General features: G+C 70.8%; 18 protein-coding genes. 2 read left to right on the plus strand and 16 right to left on the minus strand.

Features of this window, described 5'->3' with window-relative positions; all coding sequences use genetic code 11:
- The first annotated feature begins 254 nt into the window (after nt 1–254).
- Nucleotides 255–3,401: an isoleucine--tRNA ligase gene (ileS, locus tag ACZ42A_RS00800; protein ID WP_468524959.1), complete on the plus strand. Its 3,147-nt coding sequence runs from the start codon at nt 255–257 to the stop codon at nt 3,399–3,401.
- Nucleotides 3,402–3,623: 222 nt separating this feature from the next.
- On the opposite strand, the gene ACZ42A_RS00805 is transcribed toward ileS, so the two are convergent.
- The 16 genes from ACZ42A_RS00805 to rsmH form a co-directional block, all read right to left on the minus strand.
- Nucleotides 3,624–4,736: a DivIVA domain-containing protein gene (locus ACZ42A_RS00805; RefSeq protein ID WP_468524960.1), complete on the minus strand. Its 1,113-nt coding sequence runs from the start codon at nt 4,734–4,736 to the stop codon at nt 3,624–3,626.
- A 53-nt stretch (nt 4,737–4,789) separates the two neighbouring features.
- Nucleotides 4,790–5,074: a YggT family protein gene (locus ACZ42A_RS00810; RefSeq protein WP_016435858.1), complete on the minus strand. Its 285-nt coding sequence runs from the start codon at nt 5,072–5,074 to the stop codon at nt 4,790–4,792.
- A gap of 74 nt (nt 5,075–5,148) precedes the next feature.
- Complete coding sequence (locus tag ACZ42A_RS00815) at nt 5,149–5,790, minus strand: cell division protein SepF (protein WP_351839935.1); 642 nt, start codon at nt 5,788–5,790, stop codon at nt 5,149–5,151.
- Nucleotides 5,791–5,918: 128 nt separating this feature from the next.
- Complete coding sequence (locus ACZ42A_RS00820) at nt 5,919–6,638, minus strand: YggS family pyridoxal phosphate-dependent enzyme (protein WP_468524961.1); 720 nt, start codon at nt 6,636–6,638, stop codon at nt 5,919–5,921.
- Between the two features lie 6 nt (nt 6,639–6,644).
- Complete coding sequence (gene pgeF, locus ACZ42A_RS00825) at nt 6,645–7,376, minus strand: peptidoglycan editing factor PgeF (RefSeq protein ID WP_468524962.1); 732 nt, start codon at nt 7,374–7,376, stop codon at nt 6,645–6,647.
- Nucleotides 7,373–8,575 (minus strand): cell division protein FtsZ, encoded by a 1,203-nt coding sequence (ftsZ, locus tag ACZ42A_RS00830; RefSeq protein ID WP_468524963.1) that lies wholly within the window; start codon nt 8,573–8,575, stop codon nt 7,373–7,375. The genes pgeF and ftsZ overlap by 4 nt, the downstream gene beginning before the upstream one ends.
- A 288-nt stretch (nt 8,576–8,863) precedes the next feature.
- Nucleotides 8,864–9,658, minus strand: a complete 795-nt coding sequence (locus ACZ42A_RS00835; RefSeq protein WP_468524964.1) for a cell division protein FtsQ/DivIB — start codon at nt 9,656–9,658, stop codon at nt 8,864–8,866.
- A 35-nt stretch (nt 9,659–9,693) separates the two neighbouring features.
- Complete coding sequence (gene murG, locus ACZ42A_RS00840; RefSeq protein ID WP_468524965.1) at nt 9,694–10,791, minus strand: undecaprenyldiphospho-muramoylpentapeptide beta-N-acetylglucosaminyltransferase; 1,098 nt, start codon at nt 10,789–10,791, stop codon at nt 9,694–9,696.
- A 6-nt stretch (nt 10,792–10,797) separates the two neighbouring features.
- Nucleotides 10,798–12,141, minus strand: a complete 1,344-nt coding sequence (gene ftsW, locus ACZ42A_RS00845; protein ID WP_468524966.1) for a putative lipid II flippase FtsW — start codon at nt 12,139–12,141, stop codon at nt 10,798–10,800.
- Nucleotides 12,142–12,304: 163 nt separating this feature from the next.
- Nucleotides 12,305–13,729 (minus strand): UDP-N-acetylmuramoyl-L-alanine--D-glutamate ligase, encoded by a 1,425-nt coding sequence (gene murD, locus ACZ42A_RS00850; protein WP_468524967.1) that lies wholly within the window; start codon nt 13,727–13,729, stop codon nt 12,305–12,307.
- On the minus strand, nt 13,711–14,781 hold the full coding sequence (mraY, locus tag ACZ42A_RS00855) for a phospho-N-acetylmuramoyl-pentapeptide-transferase (RefSeq protein ID WP_468526102.1): 1,071 nt from the start codon (nt 14,779–14,781) through the stop codon (nt 13,711–13,713). Before mraY ends, murD begins: the two co-directional genes overlap by 19 nt.
- Nucleotides 14,781–16,187: a UDP-N-acetylmuramoyl-tripeptide--D-alanyl-D-alanine ligase gene (locus tag ACZ42A_RS00860; protein WP_468524968.1), complete on the minus strand. Its 1,407-nt coding sequence runs from the start codon at nt 16,185–16,187 to the stop codon at nt 14,781–14,783. Before ACZ42A_RS00860 ends, mraY begins: the two co-directional genes overlap by 1 nt.
- 4 nt (nt 16,188–16,191) lie before the next feature.
- Entirely contained in the window at nt 16,192–17,712 is a 1,521-nt protein-coding gene (locus ACZ42A_RS00865; RefSeq protein ID WP_468524969.1) for a UDP-N-acetylmuramoyl-L-alanyl-D-glutamate--2,6-diaminopimelate ligase, read from the minus strand.
- Nucleotides 17,713–17,894: 182 nt separating this feature from the next.
- Nucleotides 17,895–19,883, minus strand: coding sequence for a peptidoglycan D,D-transpeptidase FtsI family protein (locus ACZ42A_RS00870; RefSeq protein WP_468524970.1), 1,989 nt, complete (start codon nt 19,881–19,883; stop codon nt 17,895–17,897).
- Nucleotides 19,867–20,463 carry a cell division protein FtsL gene (gene ftsL, locus ACZ42A_RS00875; RefSeq protein ID WP_468524971.1) on the minus strand — a complete coding sequence of 199 codons (597 nt, stop codon included), beginning with the start codon at nt 20,461–20,463 and terminating at the stop codon, nt 19,867–19,869. Before ftsL ends, ACZ42A_RS00870 begins: the two co-directional genes overlap by 17 nt.
- Before the next feature lie 82 nt (nt 20,464–20,545).
- Complete coding sequence (gene rsmH / locus ACZ42A_RS00880) at nt 20,546–21,502, minus strand: 16S rRNA (cytosine(1402)-N(4))-methyltransferase RsmH (protein ID WP_468524972.1); 957 nt, start codon at nt 21,500–21,502, stop codon at nt 20,546–20,548.
- Between the two features lie 360 nt (nt 21,503–21,862).
- Between rsmH and ACZ42A_RS00885 the strand changes: the two genes are divergently transcribed.
- The gene (locus tag ACZ42A_RS00885) at nt 21,863–22,474 is read left to right on the plus strand and encodes a beta-class carbonic anhydrase (RefSeq protein ID WP_468524973.1); all 612 of its coding nucleotides are present in this window, start codon (nt 21,863–21,865) and stop codon (nt 22,472–22,474) included.
- Nucleotides 22,475–22,482 lie beyond the last annotated feature (8 nt).

Here is a 22,482-nt window from a genome sequence, read left to right on the forward strand (position 1 = left end):
ACCCGGGGACGGTGGAAGCCCGGGGGCGAGCGCGACGTGAAGATCACCCCGGAGCCGCCGGAAGAACGCCGCAGCCAGCCCGCAGCGGTCAGTAGAACCGGCTCGCGACCCCAATGAGGGGGCTCACCGAGGCACGAGCTGCGTCGGAGGGCCAAGGAGGGTGGTACCGCGGGAGCGCGCCGAAGCGGCGTAGGAAAGACGTAGCTCTCGTCCCTCCGACGGAAGGCAGCAAGTCCGCCGGAGGAAGATCGCTGATGACAACAGCGCCGACGTACCGCCAGGTGCCCGCCCAGGTCGACCTGCCCGCGCTCGAGCACGCCGTGCTCGACTTCTGGCGCGAGCAGAAGATCTTCGCCAAGAGCCTGGAGCAGTCCCAGGGCCGCCCCGAATGGGTGTTCTACGAGGGCCCGCCCACCGCCAACGGCATGCCCGGCGCCCACCACATCGAGGCGCGCGTCTTCAAGGACGTCTTCCCCCGCTTCCGCACCATGCGCGGCTACCACGTGGCCCGCAAGGCGGGCTGGGACTGCCACGGCCTCCCGGTCGAGCTGGCGGTCGAGAAGGAGCTGGGCTTCAGCGGCAAGAAGGACATCGAGGCGTACGGCATCGCCGAGTTCAACGCCAAGTGCCGCGAGTCCGTGCTCCGCCACACCGACGCCTTCTCCGAGCTGACGACCCGCATGGGCTACTGGGTCGACCTCGACGACGCGTACGTCACGATGGAGCCCGAGTACATCGAGTCCGTCTGGTGGTCGCTCAAGGAGATCTTCAACAAGGGGCTCCTCGTCCAGGACCACCGCGTCGCCCCCTGGTGCCCACGCTGCGGCACCGGCCTGTCCGACCACGAGCTGGCGCAGGGCTACGAGACGGTCGTCGACCCCTCGGTCTACGTCCGCTTCCCGCTGACCTCCGGCCCGCTCGCCGGCGAGGCCGCGCTCCTGGTCTGGACGACGACCCCCTGGACCCTGGTCTCCAACACCGCCGTGGCCGCGCACCCCGAGGTCACCTACGTCGTCGCGACGAACGGCGAGGAGAAGCTCGTCGTCGCCGAACCGCTGGTCGCCAAGGCCCTCGGCGAGGGCTGGGAGCCCACCGGCCAGACCTTCACCGGCGCCGAGATGGAGCGCTGGACCTACCAGCGCCCCTTCGAGCTGGTGGAGTTCCCGGCCGAGGCCCACTTCGTGGTCAACGCCGACTACGTCACCACCGAGGACGGCACGGGCCTGGTCCACCAGTCCCCCGCCTTCGGTGAGGACGACCTCAAGGTCTGCCGCTCCTACGGCCTGCCCGTGGTCAACCCGGTCCGCCCGGACGGCACCTTCGAGGAGGGCGTCCCCCTGGTCGGCGGCGTCTTCTTCAAGAAGGCCGACGAAGCCCTCACCGACGACCTCGGCAACCGCGGCCTGCTCTTCAAGCACCTGCCGTACGAGCACAGCTACCCGCACTGCTGGCGCTGCCACACCGCGCTGCTGTACTACGCGCAGCCCTCCTGGTACATCCGTACGACGGCCGTCAAGGACCGCCTGCTCCAGGAGAACGAGAAGACCAACTGGTTCCCGGACACGGTCAAGCACGGCCGCTTCGGCGACTGGCTGAACAACAACATCGACTGGGCGCTCTCCCGCAACCGCTACTGGGGCACCCCGCTGCCGATCTGGCGCTGCGAGGAGGGCCACCTCACCTGCGTGGGCTCCCGCGCCGAGCTGACCGAGCTGACCGGCACCGACCAGTCCGGCCTCGACCCGCACCGCCCGTTCATCGACGACGTCACCTTCACCTGCACCCACGAGGGCTGCTCCCTCGACGCGGTGCGCGTGCCCGAGGTCATCGACGCCTGGTACGACTCGGGCTCGATGCCGTTCGCGCAGTGGGGCTACCCGTACAAGAACAAGGAGCTGTTCGAGAGCCGGTACCCGGCGCAGTTCATCTCCGAGGCCATCGACCAGACCCGCGGCTGGTTCTACACGCTCATGGCGGTCGGCACGCTCGTCTTCGACAAGTCGTCGTACGAGAACGTCGTCTGCCTCGGCCACATCCTCGCCGAGGACGGCCGGAAGATGTCCAAGCACCTGGGCAACATCCTCCAGCCGATCCCGCTGATGGACCAGCACGGCGCGGACGCGGTCCGCTGGTTCATGGCGGCCGGCGGCTCCCCGTGGGCGGCCCGCCGCGTGGGCCACGGCACCATCCAGGAGGTGGTGCGCAAGACGCTGCTCACCTACTGGAACACGGTCGCCTTCCAGGCCCTGTACGCGCGCACCTCGAACTGGGCGCCGTCCGAGGCCGACCCGGCCCCGGCCGACCGTCCGCTGCTGGACCGCTGGCTGCTGTCCGAGCTGCACGCGCTCACCGACCAGGTGACCCAGGCGCTGGAGGCGTACGACACCCAGCGCGCCGGCAAGCTGCTGTCCGCGTTCGTCGACGACCTGTCGAACTGGTACGTCCGCCGCTCCCGGCGCCGCTTCTGGCAGGGCGACAAGGCCGCGCTGCGCACCCTGCACGAGGTCGTCGAGACGGTCACCAAGCTGATGGCCCCGCTGACCCCGTTCATCACCGAGCGGGTCTGGCAGGACCTGATCGTCCCGGTCACCCCGGGCGCGCCGGAGTCGGTGCACCTGGCGTCCTGGCCGGAGGCGGACCTGGGCGCGATCGACCCGGAGCTGTCGAGGCAGATGGTGCTGGTGCGCCGCCTGGTGGAGCTGGGCCGGGCCACCCGCGCGGAGTCCGGCGTCAAGACGCGTCAGCCGCTCAAGCGCGCGCTGATCGCGGCGACCGGCTTCGAGGCGCTGGACCGCGAGCTGCACACCCAGATCACCGAGGAGCTGAACGTCGAGTCGCTGGCGTCCCTCTCCGAGGTTGGCGGCTCGCTGGTCGACACCACGGCGAAGGCCAACTTCCGCGCGCTGGGCAAGCGGTTCGGCAAGCGGGTCCAGGACGTGGCCAAGGCGATCGCGAACGCCGACGCGGCGGCGCTGTCGCTGGCGCTGCGCGAGGGCAACGCGTCCGTGGAGGTCGACGGCGAGACCATCACACTCGCCCCGGACGAGGTGATCATCACCGAGACCCCGCGCGAGGGCTGGTCGGTGGCGTCCGACGCGGGTGCCACGGTCGCCCTCGACCTGGAGATCACCGAGGAGCTGCGCCGCGCGGGCCTCGCCCGTGACGCGATCCGGCTGATCCAGGAGGCCCGCAAGAACAGCGGCCTCGACGTGGCCGACCGGATCGCGCTGCGCTGGACGGCCACGGACCCGGCAACGGTCGCGGCGCTCGGCGAGCACGCGGAACTGATCGCCGACGAGGTCCTGGCGACCGACTTCGCGCAGGGCGAGGCGGATGACACCTACGGGGACCCGTTCACGGACGAGGGTCTGACCCTGACGTTCCGCCTCCGCAAGGCATAGCGCAGGAAGACCTGTCCCGGCAGGCGCGAAGGCGTAAGGCCCGGGCCACCAAGAAATCTTGGGGGGCCGGGCCTTCGGCATGTTGTACGTCGGACAAAGCCCCCGCCCTCCGAACAAACACCGCAAACCCCGTGAACACGCGTAGCAAAAGGGCGGGGCCCCGGATCGGAATCCGGGGCCCCGCCCTGAACGCTGCCGACGTCTACGCCGTACTACGAACCGTCAGTTGTCGTCCTCGTCGATGAGGAACCCACGCATCGGCGAGGGAGCCTGGCCCATCGGCGACGGACCCTGCGGCCGGACCGGAGCCATCGGCTGGGTCATGGCCGGGGACATCTGCTGCTGACCGCCGTAGGACGGAGCGGACGGGCTCGGCGCACCCCCCATCGACTGGTTGCCGCCGTACGACGGGGCGCTCGCGCCGGCCGGAGCCATGGAGGGCGCCGGGGACGGCGGGAGGGACGCGGTCGCCGGGGTGCGCGGCGGGGCCAGGGAGTCGTCGGCCTGGGTCTCCAGCTGGCGCAGCTGCGACTCCAGGTACGACTTCAGGCGCGTGCGGTACTCGCGCTCGAAGCCGCGCAGGTCCTCGACCTTGCGCTCCAGCGTGGCGCGGGCGGACTCCAGGGAGCCCATCGCGACACGGTGCTTCTCCTGCGCGTCCCGCTCCAGGGCGTCGGCCTTGGCACGGGCGTCACGCTCCAGACCCTCGGCACGCGAACGCGCCTCGCCGACGATCTTGTTGGCCTCGGAACGGGCCTCGGCGATCGCCTGGTCGGCGGTCTGCTGGGCCAGCGACAGCACGCGCGCGGCGCTGTCGCCACCGGGGCCCTGACCGGGCATACCGGGACCACCCATCGGACCGCCCATCGGGCCCGGGCCCATCTGGCCCTGCATCGGGCCCTGGCCCATCGGACCCTGACCCATCGGGCCGGGACCCTGCGGACCCTGACCGCCGGGACCGGCGGGCAGCTGCGGGGCACCGCTCGGCAGCTGGGGCGGACCACCCATGGGGCCACCCATCTGCTGCTGCGGCGGGCCCGATATCCCGGCGGGCACCGGAGCGCCGGGACCTCGCATGCCCTGCTGCGGCATGCCCTGCGGCGGCTGCTGCTGGTCCTGCTGCTCCTGCGGCTTGCGCATGTTCTGCTGGTTCTGCGCGGCGGCGCGGGTGGCCGCGGCCAGCTTCGCGCGCAGATCCTCGTTCTCGCGGAGCAGACGGGTCAGTTCGGCTTCGACCTCGTCGAGGAAGGCATCGACCTCGTCCTCGTCATAGCCTTCTCGGAGGCGGACGGTCGTGAACTGCTTGTTCCGCACGTCCTCGGGGGTCAACGGCATCTCTTCACCTCAACGTAGTCGTCGGCATTCGGCAAGACGGTAGGTCACATCGCTCACAGCCGGCTCACGATCGAGATCAGGATGTAGACGATGATCATCAGTACGAAGAAGGACAGGTCGAGCGCCACGCCCCCGAGACGCAGCGGCGGAATGAACCGCCGCAGAAGCTTGAGCGGTGGATCAGTGACAGTGTAGGTGGCCTCCAGAACGACCACCATCGCCTTGCCGGGTTGCCACGAGCGGGCGAACTGGAAGACGTAGTCCATGACCAACCGGAAGATGAGCACGATGAGGAAGCACATCAGCGCGATGTAGATGACATCCAGGACCACGCTCATGACCCGTGCTTCCCTCTCCCCTGATTCCGTGCTGTCCAGGTACTGCTTTGTACCGCTTTTTCCGGTCGTGCGTCTCAGCTCTGGTTGAAGAACCCGCCCTCTGCGATGCGGGCCTTGTCCTCCGCCGTGACATCGACGTTAGCAGGCGACAACAGGAACACCTTCTGCGTCACCCGCTCGATGCTGCCGTGAAGACCAAACACCAAACCGGCCGCAAAGTCGACAAGTCGCTTCGCGTCTGTGTCATCCATCTCAGTCAGATTCATGATCACAGGGGTGCCTTCACGGAAGTGTTCCCCGATGGTACGGGCCTCGTTGTAGGTCCGCGGGTGAAGCGTGGTGATCCGGTAAGGCTCTCGTTCCGACACAACCTTGGGCATGATCACCGGTGCGTTCTTCTCCAGGCTTGCGCGTTCTTGTGTGATGGACGCCACGGGCGCGATGCGCGCCGGTCGCCCGGATTCCGCGGGTAGCGAAGCGGAGTGGGCCACCGGCTCCCGGGGCGCGGGAGGGTGCACCACGCGCACCGATTCGTCCCTTTGGGGCTGATGTGAACCGTGCGACTGGTGGGACGGCTCGTGCCGTCGGTGATCCCGTTCGGGCTCCGGGTCCAGTTCGGGCTCGAAGTCGTCATCGGGGTCGAATCCCCGGCCGTCGTACCCATCGTCCTCCACGAGGCCGAGGTAGACCGCCATCTTGCGCATCGCGCCGGCCATGCTCTGAGTCCTCCGCTCTGTGGTGGATCGGCTGACGACTGCCAAGTCCTGCGATCCACGAGGTCGTTATGCCCGCCCTTCGACGGTAATGACCATATTTTCTGCTGTGGTCCGACTTCCTGGCGACGTTACCCGAGCCTGGGGCGGACTCCGAGTACCGCGCTGCCGACGCGTACATGTGTCGCCCCGGCGGCCACGGCCTGTTCGAGGTCCGCACTCATTCCTGCCGAGACCATGTTCGCAGCCGGATGGACTCGGCGCAGGTCGGTCGACAAATCCATCAACCGCTCGAACACCGCCTGTTGGCGACCGGCGTACTCACCGGTCAGAGGTGCGACCGTCATCAGCCCGGCGAGCCGCAGCCCGGGAGAGCCGGCGACCAGACCGGCCAACTCCTCGACGCCTTCCGGCGCCACGCCGCCCCGCTCGCCCCGGCCGCTCGCTCCCGCGTCGAAGGCGACCTGGATGAGGCAGCCGATCTCGCGGTCGGCCCGGACCGCCTCCTTGGAGAGGGCCGTCACCAGCCGGGCGCGGTCGACGGACTGCACCACATCCGCGTAACCGACCACGGAACGGACCTTGTTGGTCTGCAACTGGCCCACGAAGTGCCAGGAAAGGGGCAGATCCTTGCATTCCGCGGCCTTCGGCGCCGCATCCTGGTCACGGTTCTCGGCGACGTGACGCACACCGAGTTCCGACAGGATCCGCACATCGCTCGCGGGGTAGGTCTTGGTGACCACGATCAGGGTCACTTCTTCACGCTTGCGCCCCGCCGCAGCGCAGGCGGCGGCGATGCGCTCCTCGACCCGCGCCAGATTTCCGGCGAGTTCGTCCCTACGGTCCGTCATGCCCCATCAGTCCAGCCAGACATAGCCCGCGAGCCGACCGGTGGTGCGGTCGCGGCGGTACGAGAAGTGGTCGTGCGACTCCAGCGTGCACACCGGCGACTGCGCCCGGTCGTGCACCCCGAGCCGTTCGAGCTGCGCGTGCACCCCCGCGGTCACATCGACCGCCGGCGTGCCCCAGCTCGTCTCGGCGTACGCCGCCGGCTCGACGGCGGCCACCTCGGCGCGCATCGCCTCCGGCACCTCGTAGCACCGGCCGCAGACGGCGGGTCCGGTGCGGGCGACGATCCGGGACGGTTCGGCACCCAGTTCCATCATCGCGCGTAGCGCGGCGAGGACGACTCCGGCGACCATGCCGGGCCGGCCCGCGTGGGCGGCGGCCGCCACCCCGGCGACCGGGTCGGCGAGCAGGACGGGGGTGCAGTCGGCGGTGAGCACGGCGAGGGCGAGTCCCCGGCGGGCGGTGACGATCGCGTCCACCGAGGGGATCTCGGTGTCGGTGCCCCAGGGCCCGTCGACCACCGCCACGTCGTTGCCGTGCACCTGGTTCATCCAGACCACCCGGGCCGGTTCGAGCCCCAGCGACTTCGCCGCCAGCTCCCGGTTGGTCCGTACGGCGGCCGGGTCGTCGCCGACCGCGCCGCCGAGGTTGAGCTCCTCATACGGAGCGGCGCTCACCCCGCCCCACCGGTCGGTGAAGGCGAAGTGCGCGCCGCTCACGCTCTCGCGCCGTCCTATCACTTCAGGAAGTCCGGGACGTCCAGCTCCTCGGCCGCGCTGTCCGCGTAGGTGCGCGGCGCCGGGGTGACCGGCGGGGCGACCGGAATGTCGTTCACCGGCTCCGGGGCGGGCTCCGGCTCCTCCTTCGGCGTCACGCTGCCGAGCGAGCCGAAGGACGGGCGGCTCTCCGGCTGCCGTACCGGAGCGGGCTCCTCGCGGCGGGCCGGGGTGGAGGAGGTCGAGCCGAGGACGTTGTCCCGGCGGGCCGGCGGCTGGCCGCCGTCGAAGCCGGCCGCGATCACGGTGACCCGGACCTCGTCGCCGAGGGCGTCGTCGATGACCGCGCCGAAGATGATGTTGGCCTCGGGGTGGGCGGCCTCGCTGACCAGCTGGGCGGCCTCGTTGATCTCGAACAGACCGAGGTCGGAGCCGCCGGAGATGGAGAGCAGCACGCCCCGGGCGCCGTCGATGGACGCCTCGAGGAGCGGCGAGGAGATCGCCATCTCGGCCGCGGCCACCGCGCGGTCGTCGCCGCGGGCCGAGCCGATGCCCATGAGGGCCGAACCGGCCTCGGACATGACCGACTTGACGTCGGCGAAGTCCAGGTTGATCAGACCGGGGGTGGTGATGAGGTCCGTGATGCCCTGAACGCCGGAGAGCAGGACCTGGTCCGCCGACTTGAACGCGTCGAGGACCGAGACCTGGCGGTCCGAGATGGACAGCAGGCGGTCGTTCGGGATGACGATGAGGGTGTCGACCTCTTCGCGCAGCTCGGCGATGCCGTCCTCGGCCTGGTTCGCACGGCGCCGTCCCTCGAAGGTGAACGGGCGCGTGACCACGCCGATGGTGAGCGCGCCGAGGGAGCGTGCGATGTTGGCCACGACGGGCGCGCCGCCGGTGCCGGTGCCGCCGCCTTCACCGGCCGTCACGAAGACCATGTCGGCCCCCTTGAGGACCTCCTCGATCTCCTCGCGGTGGTCCTCGGCGGCCTTGCGGCCGACGGCCGGGTTGGCTCCGGCGCCGAGTCCGCGGGTGAGTTCACGGCCGACGTCCAGCTTGACGTCGGCGTCGCTCATCAACAGAGCTTGCGCGTCGGTGTTGATGGCGATGAACTCGACGCCCTTGAGACCGACCTCGATCATCCGGTTGATGGCATTGACACCACCGCCGCCGACACCGATGACTTTGATGACTGCGAGGTAGTTCTGCGGTGCTGCCACGTCGAAGGCCTCTCGCCTCGAGTTACGTGTCGCCGCATCACCGTGGGCGCTGCGCCCCCGCGATCCGACGACTGATGCCGAATGGGACGGTCCGTATCGCCGACCCGAACCCTAACGTTGAAGTTTAGGGTTACCAGTGTGTCTGTTCCCTGGAGTCTTCTGAACAGGACACTAAGTCGACAAGTGGCGCACGTTCAACGAACACGCCGAACCTCCCGTTTTTCTTTTCACCCTATGTGATCAGCCATAGCGATGCCCAACCAGGGTGCTGGCCTGCGCGGATGTGCGTCAACTCCCTGATGACGCAGGGGCGGTGGGGACACTCACGTCGAAGTGCCGCGCATCGGGGGCCGCTTTCAGCAGAGCGGTGAGGGTACGGGCCTTCGCGGCACCCTTCTCACCGCTCCCCCAGGCGACCGTCCGGCCGTCGCCCAACTCCAGCGAGATGTCGTCGTACGAGCGGACCTTGACCACCCGCGTCCGGTGCGCGACGGCCTCCGGCAGGGCCCCGGCCACCCGCACCGCCTCCCGCACCAGCCGCCCCTCGCCGAAGCGCCGCAGACTGGCCGCCGCGGACCGGGACCGGGACGGTCTCAATTCCAGAAGAGGAACACCTTTCGGAGCGTTAGAAACCGTGGCGAAACGGACACCTTCGTCGTCCACTTCCACGAACTTCCCGCCTTTTTTCAGCAGCAGAACCGGAGTGCGCTCGGTTACTTTCAGCCCGATTCCGTTCGGCCAGGAACGGACCACATCAACCTCGTCAATTCTGGGCAATTTCCGGCGCAGTCGGCTCTCCATCGCCTCGGTGTCGACCGACACCAGCGGCGCTCCGACCGGGGCGTCGGCCGCCTCGTGCACCTGCTCGGGGGCGAGCACCCGGGTGCCGGAGACGGAGACACGCTCCAGCCGCAGCCACTGCGAGCCGTACAGCACCCAGCCGCCGCCCGCGCCGAGCAGCGCCAGGGCGACGGCCAGGATGACGATCGTACGGAGTCCGGGCAGCCGCGGCCGTCGGGTGGGAGGCGGGCCGGACGACTCCTGCTGGCGTGCACCGCGCTCGGCGGTGGTGGGTCCGGCCACGCTTCCTGCCCTCCGCTTACATGGAGATACGGGTCCTATCGGTGTGCACGGTGGGCGGCGATCGCCTCGTACACCATGCCGACGAGCAGGTCGTCGGCGTCCCGGCGGCCGAACTCGGCGGCGGCGCGGGACATCTCGTACAGCCGGTGCGGGTCGGCCAGCACGGGCAGCACGTTCTGCTGCACCCACTCGGGGGTCAGCTCCGCGTCGTCGACCAGCAGACCGCCGCCGGCCTTGACCACCGGCTGGGCGTTCAGCCGCTGTTCGCCGTTGCCGATGGGCAGCGGGACGTAGGCGGCCGGGAGTCCGACGGCGGAGAGTTCGGCGACGGTCATCGCGCCCGCACGGCAGAGCATCATGTCGGCCGCGGCGTACGCGAGGTCCATCCGGTCCAGGTAACTTACCGGGATGTAGGGGGGCATTCCCGGCATCTGGTGCACCTGCGGCAGTTCGTTCTTCGGGCCGACCGCGTGCAGGATCTGGATGCCGGCCTGCTGGAGCCAGGGCGCGACCTGCTGGACGACCTCGTTGAGGCGGCGGGCGCCCTGCGAGCCGCCGGAGACGAGCAGCGTCGGCAGATTGGGGTCGAGGCCGAACATCGCGCGCGCCTCGGGGCGGACCGCGGCCCGGTCGAGGGTGGCGATGGAGTGGCGCAGCGGGATGCCGATGTAGCGCGCGTTCCGGAGCTTGCTGTCCGGGGTGGCGACGGCGACCTGCGCGGCGTACCGGGAGCCGATCTTGTTGGCGAGGCCGGGGCGGGCGTTGGCCTCGTGGATGACGATCGGCACGCCGAGGCGCTTGGCCGCGAGATAGCCGGGCAGCGCGACATAGCCGCCGAAGCCGACCACGACGTCCGCCTTGGTGCGCTCCAGGATCTGCTCGGCCGCCTTGATCGTGCCGCGCAGCCGGCCCGGGACGGTGATCAGCTCGGGAGTGGGCTTGCGGGGCAGCGGTACGGCCGGGATCAGCGCCAGCTCGTAACCGCGCTCCGGGACCAGCCTGGTCTCCAGGCCGCGCTCCGTGCCCAGGGCCGTGATGCCCACGGTCGGGTCCTGCCTGCGCAGGGCGTCCGCGAGGGCGAGCGCGGGCTCGATGTGGCCCGCGGTGCCCCCGCCGGCGAGTACGACATGCACCGAAATTCACCGCTCTCCGGACGTACGCACCGCCGAGGTGCGCCGTCGCATCGTGTTCCATCTCCGAGGCCCCTGAGAGCCCCCAGCCCCCCGCTTTCTACCAAAGCGGGGTTGCCGCATCGCAAGCGCCGCCCGCGCAGCGGGCTCGTCGCGCGCGAAGGCGATCAGCAGCCCGATGGCGAACATGGTCGGCAGCAGGGCGGATCCTCCGTAGGAGAACAGCGGGAGGGGGACGCCGGCGATCGGCAGCAGGCCGAGCACCGCACCCATGTTGATCACGGCCTGAGCCGTGATCCAGGTGGTCACGCCTCCCGCGGCATACCTCACGAACGGGTCCTCCGTGCGTCCGGCCACGCGGATACCCGCATAGCCTAGAGCGGCGAAGAGGGCGAGCACCGACAGCGTCCCCGCGAGGCCCAGTTCCTCACCGGTGACGGCGAAGATGAAGTCGGTGTGCGCTTCGGGGAGTTGGCCCCATTTTTCCACACTCGCGCCGAGCCCGGAACCGAAGAGTCCGCCGGAGGCCAGGGCATAGATCCCGTGCACGGCCTGCCAGCAGGAGCCGTCGGGGCCCATCTCGGTGGCGCCGATGCAGGCGAAGCGGTCCAGCCGGTTGGAGTTGGTCTTGATCAGGACCGCGCCGATCGCCGCGGCGACCGCCAGCACCCCGACGAACAGCCGGGTGGGCGCCCCGGCCAGCCACAGCAGCCCGAAGAGGATCGCGGTCACGATGATCGCGGTGCCCATGTCGCCGCCGAGCATGATCAACCCGAGCAGCAGGAACGCCACCGGAACGAGCGGCACCAGCATGTGCTTCCACTGGACCAGCAGCTTCTTGTCCTGCTTGCGGGCGAGCAGGTCGGCGCCCCACAGGACCAGGGCCAGCTTGCCGAACTCACTGGGCTGGACCTGGAAGGAGCCGCCCAGCGAGATCCAGTTCTGGTTGCCGTTGACCGCCACCCCTATCCCGGGGACCTGCACCAGGGCCATCAGGAAGACGGCGCCCGCGATGATCGGGTAAGCCAGCGCCCGGTGCAGCTTCACGGGCATCCGCGAGGCCGCGTACAGCAGCCCGGCGCCGATCACGGCGGCCAGCAGCTGCTTGCGGAAGAAGTACGACCCGGGCAGCGACATCTGCAGCGCGGTGATCTGGGAGGCCGAGTAGACCATCACCAGGCCGAGCACGGTGATCAGCAGGCTGCCGCCGAGGATCAGGTAGTAGGCGGTCAGCGGCCGGTCCCAGGCCCGGCGCGCCCGCGTGTAGAGCCGTTGGACCGGGTTCTCGCGGGGGGCGGCGAGGGGCCGCACCACCCGCTGCACCGGAGGACGGCCCGTACGGCTACCGGGCATGACCGGCTCCCGCACGGCCGCCGCGGCACGCGCCGGCGCCGGTCCCGCCGGGGCGGCGTCGCGCCCTGCCGTCGGCGGACATCCGCCGACCGACCCCGAGCCACATCCGAGTCACTCGTCCCTCCAAGGGTCCCGAAGCACCCGCCGTGGTCGAGACCCGCCGTCAGGCGCCCGCTCCGAGTTCGCGGACCGCCGCCGCGAACGCGTCACCGCGCTGGTTGTAGTTGGCGAACATGTCCATGGAGGCGCAGGCCGGGGCCAGCAGCACCGTGTCGCCGGGCTCGGCGAGGCGCTGGGCCTCCTGGACAGCCGCGAGCATCGCCCCAGTGTCGGTCCGGTCGAGGTCGACGACCGGTACTTCCGGGGCGTGTCGCGCGAGCGCTTCGCGGATCAGGGCGCGGTCGGCGCCGATCAGCACGACCCCGCGCAGCCGCTTCGCCGACCTGGCCACCAGCTCGTCGAAGGTGGCGCCCTTGGCGAGTCCGCCCGCGATCCACACGATCGACTCGTACGCGGCCAAAGAGGCTTCCGCGGCGTGCGTGTTGGTCGCCTTGGAGTCGTCGACGTACGCGACGCCGTCCACGTCGGCGACGTGGGCGATGCGGTGGGCGTCCGGCCGGAAGGCCCGCAGACCGTCCCGTACGGCCTGCGGGGGCACCCCGAAGGCGCGGGCGAGGGCCGCCGCGGCAAGGGCGTTGGCGATGTTGTGCGGGGCCGGCGGGTTGACGTCGGAGACCTCGGCGAGCTCCTGGGCGTTCTTCTGCCGGTTCTCGACGAAGGCGCGGTCGACCAGGATGCCCTCGACGACGCCGAGTTGGGACGGCGCCGGGGTGCCGAGGGTGAAGCCGATGGCCCGGCAGCCCTCCTCGACATCGGCCTCGCGCACCAGGTCCTCGGTGGCCTTGTCGGCCACGTTGTAGACGCAGGCGACGCGATTGCCCTCGTAGATACGGCCCTTGTCGCGCGCGTACGCCTCCATGGAGCCGTGCCAGTCGAGGTGGTCCGGGGCCAGGTTGAGGACGGCGGCGGAGTGGGCGCGCAGGGAGGGCGCCCAGTGCAGCTGGTAGCTGGACAGCTCGACGGCCAGGACGTCGTACTCCTCGTCCCCGAGGACCGCGTCCAGCAGCGAGACGCCGATGTTGCCGACGGCGGCGGTGCGCAGGCCGGCGGCCTTCAGGATGGACGCCAGCATCTGCACGGTGGTGGTCTTGCCGTTGGTGCCGGTCACACACAGCCAGGGCGCCGCGTCCGGGCCGCGCAGCCGCCAGGCCAGCTCGACGTCGCCCCAGATCTCCAGACCGGCCTCGCGGGCCGCCGTGAACAGCGGCTTGTCCGGCTTCCAGCCGGGCGCGGTGACGATCAGCTCGGTGCCCTCGGGCAGGGTCGCGCCGTCGCCGAGGCGGACGGTGACGCCCAGCGCCTCCAGCTCGGCCGCCTGCGCCCGGGCGCGCTCGTCGTCGCCGTCGTTGACGACCGTGACGATCGCGCCGAGCCCGTGCAGCACCTTGGCCGCCGGGACGCCCGAGACGCCGAGTCCGGCGACGGTGACGCGCTTCCCCTGCCAGTTGGTCACTTGTCCGCTGCCCATCCCGCGTAGAAGAGGCCCAGTCCGACGATCACACAGATGCCCTGGATGATCCAGAAACGGACCACCACGAGCACTTCGGACCAGCCCTTGAGTTCGAAGTGGTGCTGAAGTGGCGCCATCCGGAAGACGCGCTTCCCGGTCATCCGGAAGGAGCCGACCTGGATCACCACCGACATGGTGATGAGGACGAACAGGCCGCCGAGGATGGCCAGCAGCAGCTCGGTGCGGGAGCAGATCGCGAGACCCGCGAGCACACCGCCGAGCGCGAGCGAACCGGTGTCGCCCATGAAGATCTTGGCCGGCGAGGTGTTCCACCACAGGAAGCCGAGGCAGGCGCCCATCAGCGCGGAGGCGACCACCGCGAGGTCGAGCGGGTCGCGCACCTCATAACAGGCGTTCGGGTTGGTGAGGGTCTGCGCGTTGGCGCAGGACTCCTGGAACTGCCAGACGCCGATGAAGGTGTAGGCGCCGAAGACGAGGACCGAGGCGCCGGTGGCCAGACCGTCCAGACCGTCGGTCAGGTTCACGCCGTTCGACATGGCGAGGATCATGAACAGCGCCCAGACCACGAACAGCACCGGGCCGATCGTCCAGCCGAAGTCGGTGATGAACGACAGCTTGGTGGAGGCCGGGGTGTTGCCGCGGTTGTCCGCGAACTGCAGGGAGAGCACCGCGAAGGCGATACCGACGATCAGCTGGCCGGCCATCTTCGCCTTGGCCCGCAGACCCAGCGAACGCCGCTTGACGATCTTGATGTAGTCGTCGAGGAAGCCGACCAGGCCCATGCCGAACATCAGACCGAGCACCAGCAGGCCCGAATAGGTGGGCGGGTAACCGGTGATGACCTTGGACAGGAAGTACGCGGCGATCGTCGCCAGTATGAAGGCGATACCGCCCATGGTCGGCGTACCGCGCTTGCTGGCGTGCTCGCGCGGGCCGTCGTCACGGATGTACTGGCCGTAGCCCTTGCGCGCGAGGAGCTTGATCAGCAGCGGGGTGCCGACCAGCGTCAGGAAGAGGCCAATGACTCCCGCGAACAGGATCTGCTTCATCATCGGGCGGCAACCTCACCCTCGGCACCGGACTCGAGCAGCGCCTGGGCAACGCCTTCGAGGCCGACCGACCGGGACGCCTTCACGAGCACGACGTCCCCCGGGCGCAACTCGCTGCGCAACAGGTCGACCGCCGCCTGTGCGTCGGACACGTGCACCGACTCCTCACCCCACGAACCCTCGTTATATGCGCCCAGTTGCAGCCAGGCGGCTTCCCTGCCACCGACCGCGACGAGCTTGCTGACGTTGAGCCGGACGGCGAGCCGTCCGACCGCGTCGTGCTCGGCGAGCGATTCGTCCCCGAGCTCGGCCATCTTGCCGAGCACCGCCCACGTTCGGCGCCCCTTGCCCATGGCGGCCAGCGCGCGCAGGGCCGCCCGCATGGACTCGGGGTTCGCGTTGTAGGCGTCGTTGACGACCGTCACGCCGTCCGGGCGCTCGGTGACCTCCATCCGCCAGCGGGAGAGGGAGCCCGCCTCGGAGAGCGCGGTGGCGATCTCTTCCGCGGACATGCCCAGCTCATGGGCGACGGCGGCCGCGGCGAGCGCGTTCGACACGTGGTGCTCACCGTACAGGCGCATGGTCACATCGCTGCACCCGGAGGGTGTGTGAAGGGTGAAGGAGGGCTGCCCGGTGTCCGTCAACCGCACGTTCTCGGCGCGTACGTCCGCTTCGTCGGCCTCGCCGAAGAGGAGCACCTTCGCCTTCGTACGGGACGCCATGGCCCGTACGTACGGATCGTCGGCGTTGAGGACCGCGGTGCCGTCCTCCGGGAGGGCCTCCACCAACTCGCCCTTGGCCTGGGCGATCTGCTCGCGGCCGCCGAACTCGCCGATGTGGGCGGTGCCGACGTTGAGCACCAGGCCGATCTTCGGGGGCGTCAGCTCGGCCAGGTACCGGATGTGGCCGATGCCGCGGGCGCCCATCTCCAGGACCAGGAACCGGGTCTCCTCGGTGGCGCTGAGCGCGGTCAGCGGCAGCCCGATCTCGTTGTTGAGCGAGCCGGGCGTGAACACCGTCGGCGCCTTGCGCCGCAGCACCTGTGCGATGAGGTCCTTGGTGCTGGTCTTGCCGGCCGAGCCGGTGAGCGCGACGAGGGTCGTGCCGAGCTTCGCCACGACATGGCGGGCGAGGGCGCCGAGCGCCGCCTGGACGTCGTCCACGACGATCGCGGGCACGCCGACGGGGCGCGAGCCCAGTACGGCGGCCGCGCCCGCCGCCACGACCTGTGGTGCGAAGTCGTGGCCGTCCGCCTTTTCGCCGACGAAGGCGACGAAGAGGCTGCCGGGCTCCACCTCACGGGAGTCCCGGACGACCGGCCCGGTCACCAGGACCGACGGATCCGGTATGTCGTACGTCTGCCCGCCGACGACTTCTGCGATCTCGGCGAGAGAGAGGGCGATCACAAGTTCATCCCTGGGTCTTCTGGATAGCTTCGCGAAGCACCTGGCGGTCGTCGAAGGGACGGACCACACCGGCGATGTCCTGGCCCTGCTCGTGGCCCTTGCCCGCGACCAGCACGGTGTCGCCGGGCCGGGCCCGCTCGACGGCCGCGGCGATCGCGGCGGCCCGGTCCTCGAAGAGCACGACCTCGCCGCGCTCGTGCACCGGCACGGACGCCGCGCCCTGGAGCATGGTGGCGAGGATCGCGAGGGGGTCCTCGGAGCGGGGGTTGTCGGAGGTCAGTACGGCGGTGTCGGCGAGCCGCGCCACGGCGGCGCCCATCGGGGCCCGCTTGGTGGTGTCCCGGTCGCCGCCGCAGCCGAGCACGACGTGCAGCCGGCCCTTGGTGACCTTGCGCAGCGCCTTCAGCACCGACTCGACGGCGTCGGTCTTGTGGGCGTAGTCGACGACCGCGAGATACGGCTGTCCGGCGTCCACCCGCTCGAGGCGGCCCGGGACGCCCGGCACGGCCGCGATGCCGTCGGCGGCGGTCTGCGGGTCGAGGCCGGCGGCGGCGAGGGCGACCAGCGCGGCGAGGGTGTTCGCCACGTTGAAGGGGCCCGGCAGCGGCGACTTGGCGGCGATCCGCTCGCCGTTCGGGCCGAGCACGGTGAACGTCGAGTCGAGCTGGCCGATCGCCACGTCCTCGGCGCGCCAGTCGGCGTCGGGGTGGCCCTCGGCGGAGTAGGTGACGACCGGGACGCCGGCCTCGCGGGCGAGCCTGCGGCCGTACTCGTCGTCGATGTTGACCACGCCGAGTTTGCTGCGTTTCGGCGTGAACAGCTGTGCTTTGGCCCGGAAGTAGTCCTCCATGTCGGAGTGGAACTCCATGTGTTCCGGGCTGAGGTTGGTGAAGACGGCGACGTCGAAGACGCAGCCGTCGACCCGGCCGAGGACCAGGGCGTGGCTGGAGACCTCCATGGCGACCGCCTCGACACCGCGCTCGCGCATCACCGCGAACAGGGCCTGGAGGTCGGTGGCTTCGGGGGTGGTGCGCTCGGACTTGATGCGCTCGTCGCCGATGCGCATCTCGACCGTGCCGACCAGGCCGGTGGACTTCACCGTCCTCAGGCCGCCCTCGACGAGATAGGCCGTGGTGGTCTTGCCGGAGGTGCCGGTGATGCCGATCTGGAGCAGGTCCCGTCCGGGCCGGCCGTAGATCGTGGCGGCCAGTTCGCCCATCCGCGCGCGCGGGTCGTCGACGACGAGCACGGGCAGACCGGTGGCGGCGGCGCGCTCGGCGCCGGCCGGGTCGGTCAGCACCGCCGCCGCGCCGAGGCCGGCGGCCTGGGTGACGAAGTCGGCGCCGTGCGCCCGGGCGCCGGGCAGGGCGGCGTACAGGTCGCCGGGGCGGACGGCGCGCGAGTCATGGGTGATGCCCGTGACCCCGGCCGCGCTCTCCGGCACTGCGACACCCAGCTGTCCGGCGAGGTCCGCGAGGGGTGTGGCGGAGACCTGCGCCGGCCGGGGCGGTCCCGGATATGTCACGGGATGGCCCTTCTGGGTGGTTTGGGACTGATCAGCGTGTGGCACGGCGGTGAGCGTACCGGGCGCACCCGCTCCGGAGCGAAGTGAGGGGCGGGGGGCGCCTTGGTTCCCGGAATCCGGGGTGATCGTTGTCACGGGTGGTTCCTGGTTGTTCGGTGTTGCTCGGTGCTGGTCAGGACTGATCAGGGCTTGTACGTCACCGGCAGATTCGCGGGCGGGGCGCCGGTGGGCGGGATCTGGAGCGTCTTCAGCGCGAACTCCATCACCTGCTTGTAGACCGGCCCGCAGATCTGGCCGCCGAAGTAGCTGCCCTGGGTGGCGTTCTGGATGGCGCAGTAGACGGTGACCCGGGGCTGGTCCGCGGGGGCGAAACCGGCGAACGACGACGTGTAGCCGTGGTACTTGCCGGTGGCCGGATCCACGCGGTTGGCGGTGCCCGTCTTGCCTGCGACCCGGTAGCCCGGGATGCGGGCCTTGGTGCCGGTGCCCTCCTCGTCGTCGACCACCGACTCCAGCATCCGGGCCAGTGTCTTCGCGGTCTTCGCGCTGACCACCCGGGTCTTCTCGGGCTTCGGGGCCGGGGTGAAGCGTCCGTCGGGCCCCTTCGTGCCGCGGATCAGGGTGGGCTCGACACGGACGCCGCCGTTGGCGATCGTCGAGTAGACGGACGCCGCCTGCATCGCGTTGATGGACACGCCCTGGCCGAAAGGAATCGTGTACTGCTGCGAGGTCGACCACTCGCCCGGCGGGGCGAGGATGCCCGGGGTCTCGCCGGGGAAGCCGAGCCCGGTGTGCTCGCCGATGCCGAACTTGCGCAGGTACGAGTAGAGGACCTTGTTGGCCTGCGCCTGGGTCTTGCCGAGCTGGCCGGTGGCGAGGATGGTGCCGATGTTGCTGGACTTGGCGAGCACGCCGTTCAGCGTCAGGTACCAGGTCGGGTGGTCGATGTCGTCCTGGAACAGCCGGTCGCCGCGGTGCAGCCGGTTCGGCACCACGACCCGGGTCGCGGGGGTGGCGACCTTCTCCTCCAGGACGGCGGCCATCGACATGACCTTGGCGGTGGAGCCGGGCTCGTAGGCGTCCTGGAGGGCCGCGTTGCCCATGTGCGCCGAGGTGGCGCGGGAGAGGTCGTTGGGGTCGAAGCCGGGCGAGTTGGCCATGGCCAGGATCTCGCCGGTCCGGGTGTCCTGCACGATCACATAGCCGCGGTCCGCCTTCGACTTCTCCACCTGCTCGGAGATGGCGTTCTGCGCGGCCCACTGGATGTCGCGGTCGATGGTGAGCTCGATGTCCGAGCCCGGCACGGCGGGCTTCTCCTCGGCGCCCACGGTGGGCACCTGGCGGCCGCCGGACTGGGCGTAGCGGATCTCGCCGTCCTTGCCGGCCAGCTGCTTGTTCAGCTGCTGTTCGATACCGCCGCCGCCCTTGCCCTCGGCGTCTACCCAGCCCAGTATCCCGGCGGCCAGCTCGCCGTTCGGGTACACCCGCTTGCTGCTGGGGGTGGCCAGGACTCCCGCGAGGACGTTCACCGTGGACTCGTCCGTCTGCTGCTTCTTGGCGAGCGCGGACTTCAGGTCCTTGATCTGCTTCCAGACCTGCGGTGTCTGCCGGTCGGCGAGCTTGACGTAGCGGAGGTTCTCGTCCTTCGGCCGCAGCTTCCCGACGATGTCCTCCTGGTCCTGGCCGAGGATCGGCGCGAGGAGGGCAGCGGCCTGTTCGGGGCCGTCGTCGATCTTCAGCTGCTCGCGGGTGAACAGCGTGGGGTCGGCGGTGATGTCGTACGCGTCCACGCTGGTGGCGAGGGCCACGCCGGCGCGGTCGGTGATCTCGCCGCGCTCGGCGGCCAGCACCTGGCCGACGTACCGGTTCTGCTCCGCCTTGGCCGCGTACGCGCTCGCGTCGACGGCCTGCACCTGGAGCAGGCGGACGACGAAGACGAGCAGGACGAGGGTGAACGCGACACCGACCAGGCGCAGCCGGGGGCGGGGGCTGCCCAGCCGGAGGGCGCGCGGGGCGGCGGCACGGGGCGGCGGGGCCGGGCGCGCGGGGCGGCGGGCCGGGCGGGCGCCGGGGCCGGGCTGCCGCTGCGCGCCGGAGCGGGCGGGCCGCGCGGGTCCGGGCACACGGCGGCGCGGCGGTTGCCTGTGGGAGTTGTCAGCCACTTCCGTCACCTGCCGGGGTCGTGGGAGTGGGCGGAGTGGTGGGAACGGGCGGAGCGGACCGGGGGGCCGCCGGGGCGGCGGAGGGGGCGGACGCGGAGGCGCCGGCCGGGGGTACGGCCGGGTCGGCCGTGGGTGCGGCGGGCTCCGCGGGCGGTGGGGCGGGGTCGCTCATCGCCTCGGGGGCGAGGACGAGGGGGCTGCGCGCAGCGTTCTGCGGGGCGGCGGCCGGGGCCGGTGAGGGGACGCCCTTGACCGTGCCGTCGGGGTTCAGGAAGGCCGGGTCGCCGCCGGGGACCATGCCCAGCTCGCGGGCGCGGCGCTGGAGGGCGTCGGGCGCGGAGTAGGCGTCGATGTCGCGCTGGAGGGCCTGTTCCTCGTCGGTGAGGTTCTTGGTCTCCCGCTGGAGGTCGTCCAGCCGGAAGGAGCCCTCGCTCAGCGCGGAGTTCAGCACCAGCAGGCAGATGAGGCCGCCGCCGAGGAGGAGGACGACGAGGAGGACGAAGGGGGTGCGGGCCGCCTGGCCCGAGGCGGTGGGGAGGAGCCGCGCGAGCCGCGCCGCCCTGCCCCTCAGTTCGGGTTTCCTACTCACTCGCCCTCCCGGCGGGCTCTCGCCCTCCCGGCGGGTCCGGTTTTCCAACCCGCGCCGTCGCGGGCCCGCCCCTCCGCCTGGCTCACTCGACGTCCTCCCTGATGCGCTCGGCGCCGCGCAGCCGGGCCGGGGCGGCCCGGCGGTTCTCGGCGATCTCTTCCTCGGTGGGAAGTTCGGCACCGCGCGTGAGCAGCTTGAGCCGGGGCTGGTAGCGCTCGGGGACGACGGGCAGACCGGGGGGCGCGGTGGACGCGGCACCGGCCGCGAACACCTGCTTGACCAGCCGGTCCTCCAGGGAGTGGTACGACAGCACGGCGATCCGCCCGCCCACGGCGAGCGCCTTCACGGCCGCCGGGATCGCCCGCTCCAGGACCGCGAGTTCGCCGTTGACCTCGATCCGCAGCGCCTGGAAGGTGCGCTTGGCCGGGTTGCCGCCGGTGCGCTTGGCGGCCTGCGGCAGCGCGTCCCGAATCAGCTCGACCAGGCGGGCGCTGTTCGCGAACGGCTCCTTCTCGCGCTCGCGCACGATCGCGGCGACGATCCGCTTGGCCTGCTTCTCCTCGCCGTACGCGCGCAGGATCCGCACCAGTTCGCCGGCCGGGTAGGTGTTGAGGACCTCGGCGGCGCTGATGCCGGTCGTCTGGTCCATCCGCATGTCGAGCGGGGCGTCCTGGGCGTAGGCGAAGCCGCGGTCGGCCTCGTCGAGCTGCATGGAGGAGACGCCCAGGTCGAACAGGACGCCCTGCACGCGCGCGATGCCGAGCCGGTCCAGCACCTCGGGAAGGTCGTCGTAGACGGCGTGCACGAGGGTGGCGCGCTCGCCGTAGGGGGCGAGCCGCTCGCCGGACAGGCGCAGCGCCTCCTTGTCGCGGTCGAGGGCGACGAGCCGCGCCTCGGGGAAGCGGGCGAGCAGGGCCTCGCTGTGGCCGCCGAGGCCGAGGGTGCAGTCGACGACCACCGCTCCGGGGACCTGGAGGGCGGGGGCCAACAGGTCCAGGCACCGCTGGAGCATCACCGGGACGTGTCGACTCTGGCTCAAGGGGCCCTCTCAGGTCCGGCGGGCGGTACGCACCGCCGGGTCCCCGCCCGCTCGTGAAGGGGAGGCCTGCCGGCGCCGGAGGCGTCGGCCGGCCGGAGCGGGTGGAGGCCGAGCCGTACGTACGCGCCGCGCACGTGGGGGGATCTCCGGTACGTCGCCGGGGACTCCGGGGGAATGCGGTCCAGCAGGGAGAGCGCGTCTCGCCTCCCGCTTCGCGTCACTTTAGTCCACCCTGTCTCCCGGTCAATCAACCGGCCTGCGCGTCGCGACGGGCGGCGCGTGCGACAGCGTTCGAGCCGGCGGACCACTCGTACGGACGTAGCCGCGCCACGCTTGTGGGTTACCTCACAGAACGGCCCGATGGCGTTCTTTGCCCCGTCTCACAGCAGGACCGGATCGGACGTGACCAGTAACGTCATATGCATGACGACTTCTGCATCGGTTCCCACCGGCTCCCAGGACGCTCCCTCGCGCGTCGGCACCGTCACGGACCGGCTCGTCGAGGCCAACGAGCACTACGCCGCCGCCTTCACCGACCCCGGCATGGACGCCCGTCCGGTGCTCCGGGTCGCCGTGGTGGCCTGCATGGACGCCCGTCTCGACCTGCACGCGGCGCTCGGCCTCCAGCTCGGCGACTGCCACACCATCCGCAACGCGGGCGGTGTCGTCACCGACGACGTGATCCGCTCCCTGACCATCAGCCAGCGCAAGCTGGGCACCCGCAGCGTCGTGCTCATCCACCACACCGGCTGCGGTCTGGAGACCCTGACCGAGGACTTCCGCACCGAGCTGGAGCAGGAGGTCGGCCAGCGCCCCGCCTGGGCGGTGGAGTCCTTCCGGGACGTCGACCAGGACGTGCGGCAGTCGATGCAGCGGGTGCGGACCTCGCCCTTCCTGCAGCACACCGACGATGTGCGCGGCTTCGTCTTCGACGTGAAGACCGGTCTGCTGCGCGAGATCGACCCGGCGTAACCCCGCGG

Source organism: Streptomyces sp. NPDC030838 (genome assembly GCF_055572035.1).

Excerpts from the sequence above, each read along its gene's own strand:
- ileS (WP_468524959.1), top strand. The coding sequence starts at position 255 with ATGACAACAGCGCCGACGTACCGCCAGGTGCCCGCCCAGGTCGACCTG.
- ACZ42A_RS00805 (WP_468524960.1), bottom strand. The coding sequence starts at position 4,736 with ATGCCGTTGACCCCCGAGGACGTGCGGAACAAGCAGTTCACGACCGTC.
- ACZ42A_RS00810 (WP_016435858.1), bottom strand. The coding sequence starts at position 5,074 with ATGAGCGTGGTCCTGGATGTCATCTACATCGCGCTGATGTGCTTCCTC.
- ACZ42A_RS00815 (WP_351839935.1), bottom strand. The coding sequence starts at position 5,790 with ATGGCCGGCGCGATGCGCAAGATGGCGGTCTACCTCGGCCTCGTGGAG.
- ACZ42A_RS00820 (WP_468524961.1), bottom strand. The coding sequence starts at position 6,638 with ATGACGGACCGTAGGGACGAACTCGCCGGAAATCTGGCGCGGGTCGAG.
- ftsW (WP_468524966.1), bottom strand. The coding sequence starts at position 12,141 with ATGCCCGGTAGCCGTACGGGCCGTCCTCCGGTGCAGCGGGTGGTGCGG.
- murD (WP_468524967.1), bottom strand. The coding sequence starts at position 13,729 with ATGGGCAGCGGACAAGTGACCAACTGGCAGGGGAAGCGCGTCACCGTC.
- mraY (WP_468526102.1), bottom strand. The coding sequence starts at position 14,781 with ATGAAGCAGATCCTGTTCGCGGGAGTCATTGGCCTCTTCCTGACGCTG.
- ACZ42A_RS00885 (WP_468524973.1), top strand. The coding sequence starts at position 21,863 with ATGGCGTTCTTTGCCCCGTCTCACAGCAGGACCGGATCGGACGTGACC.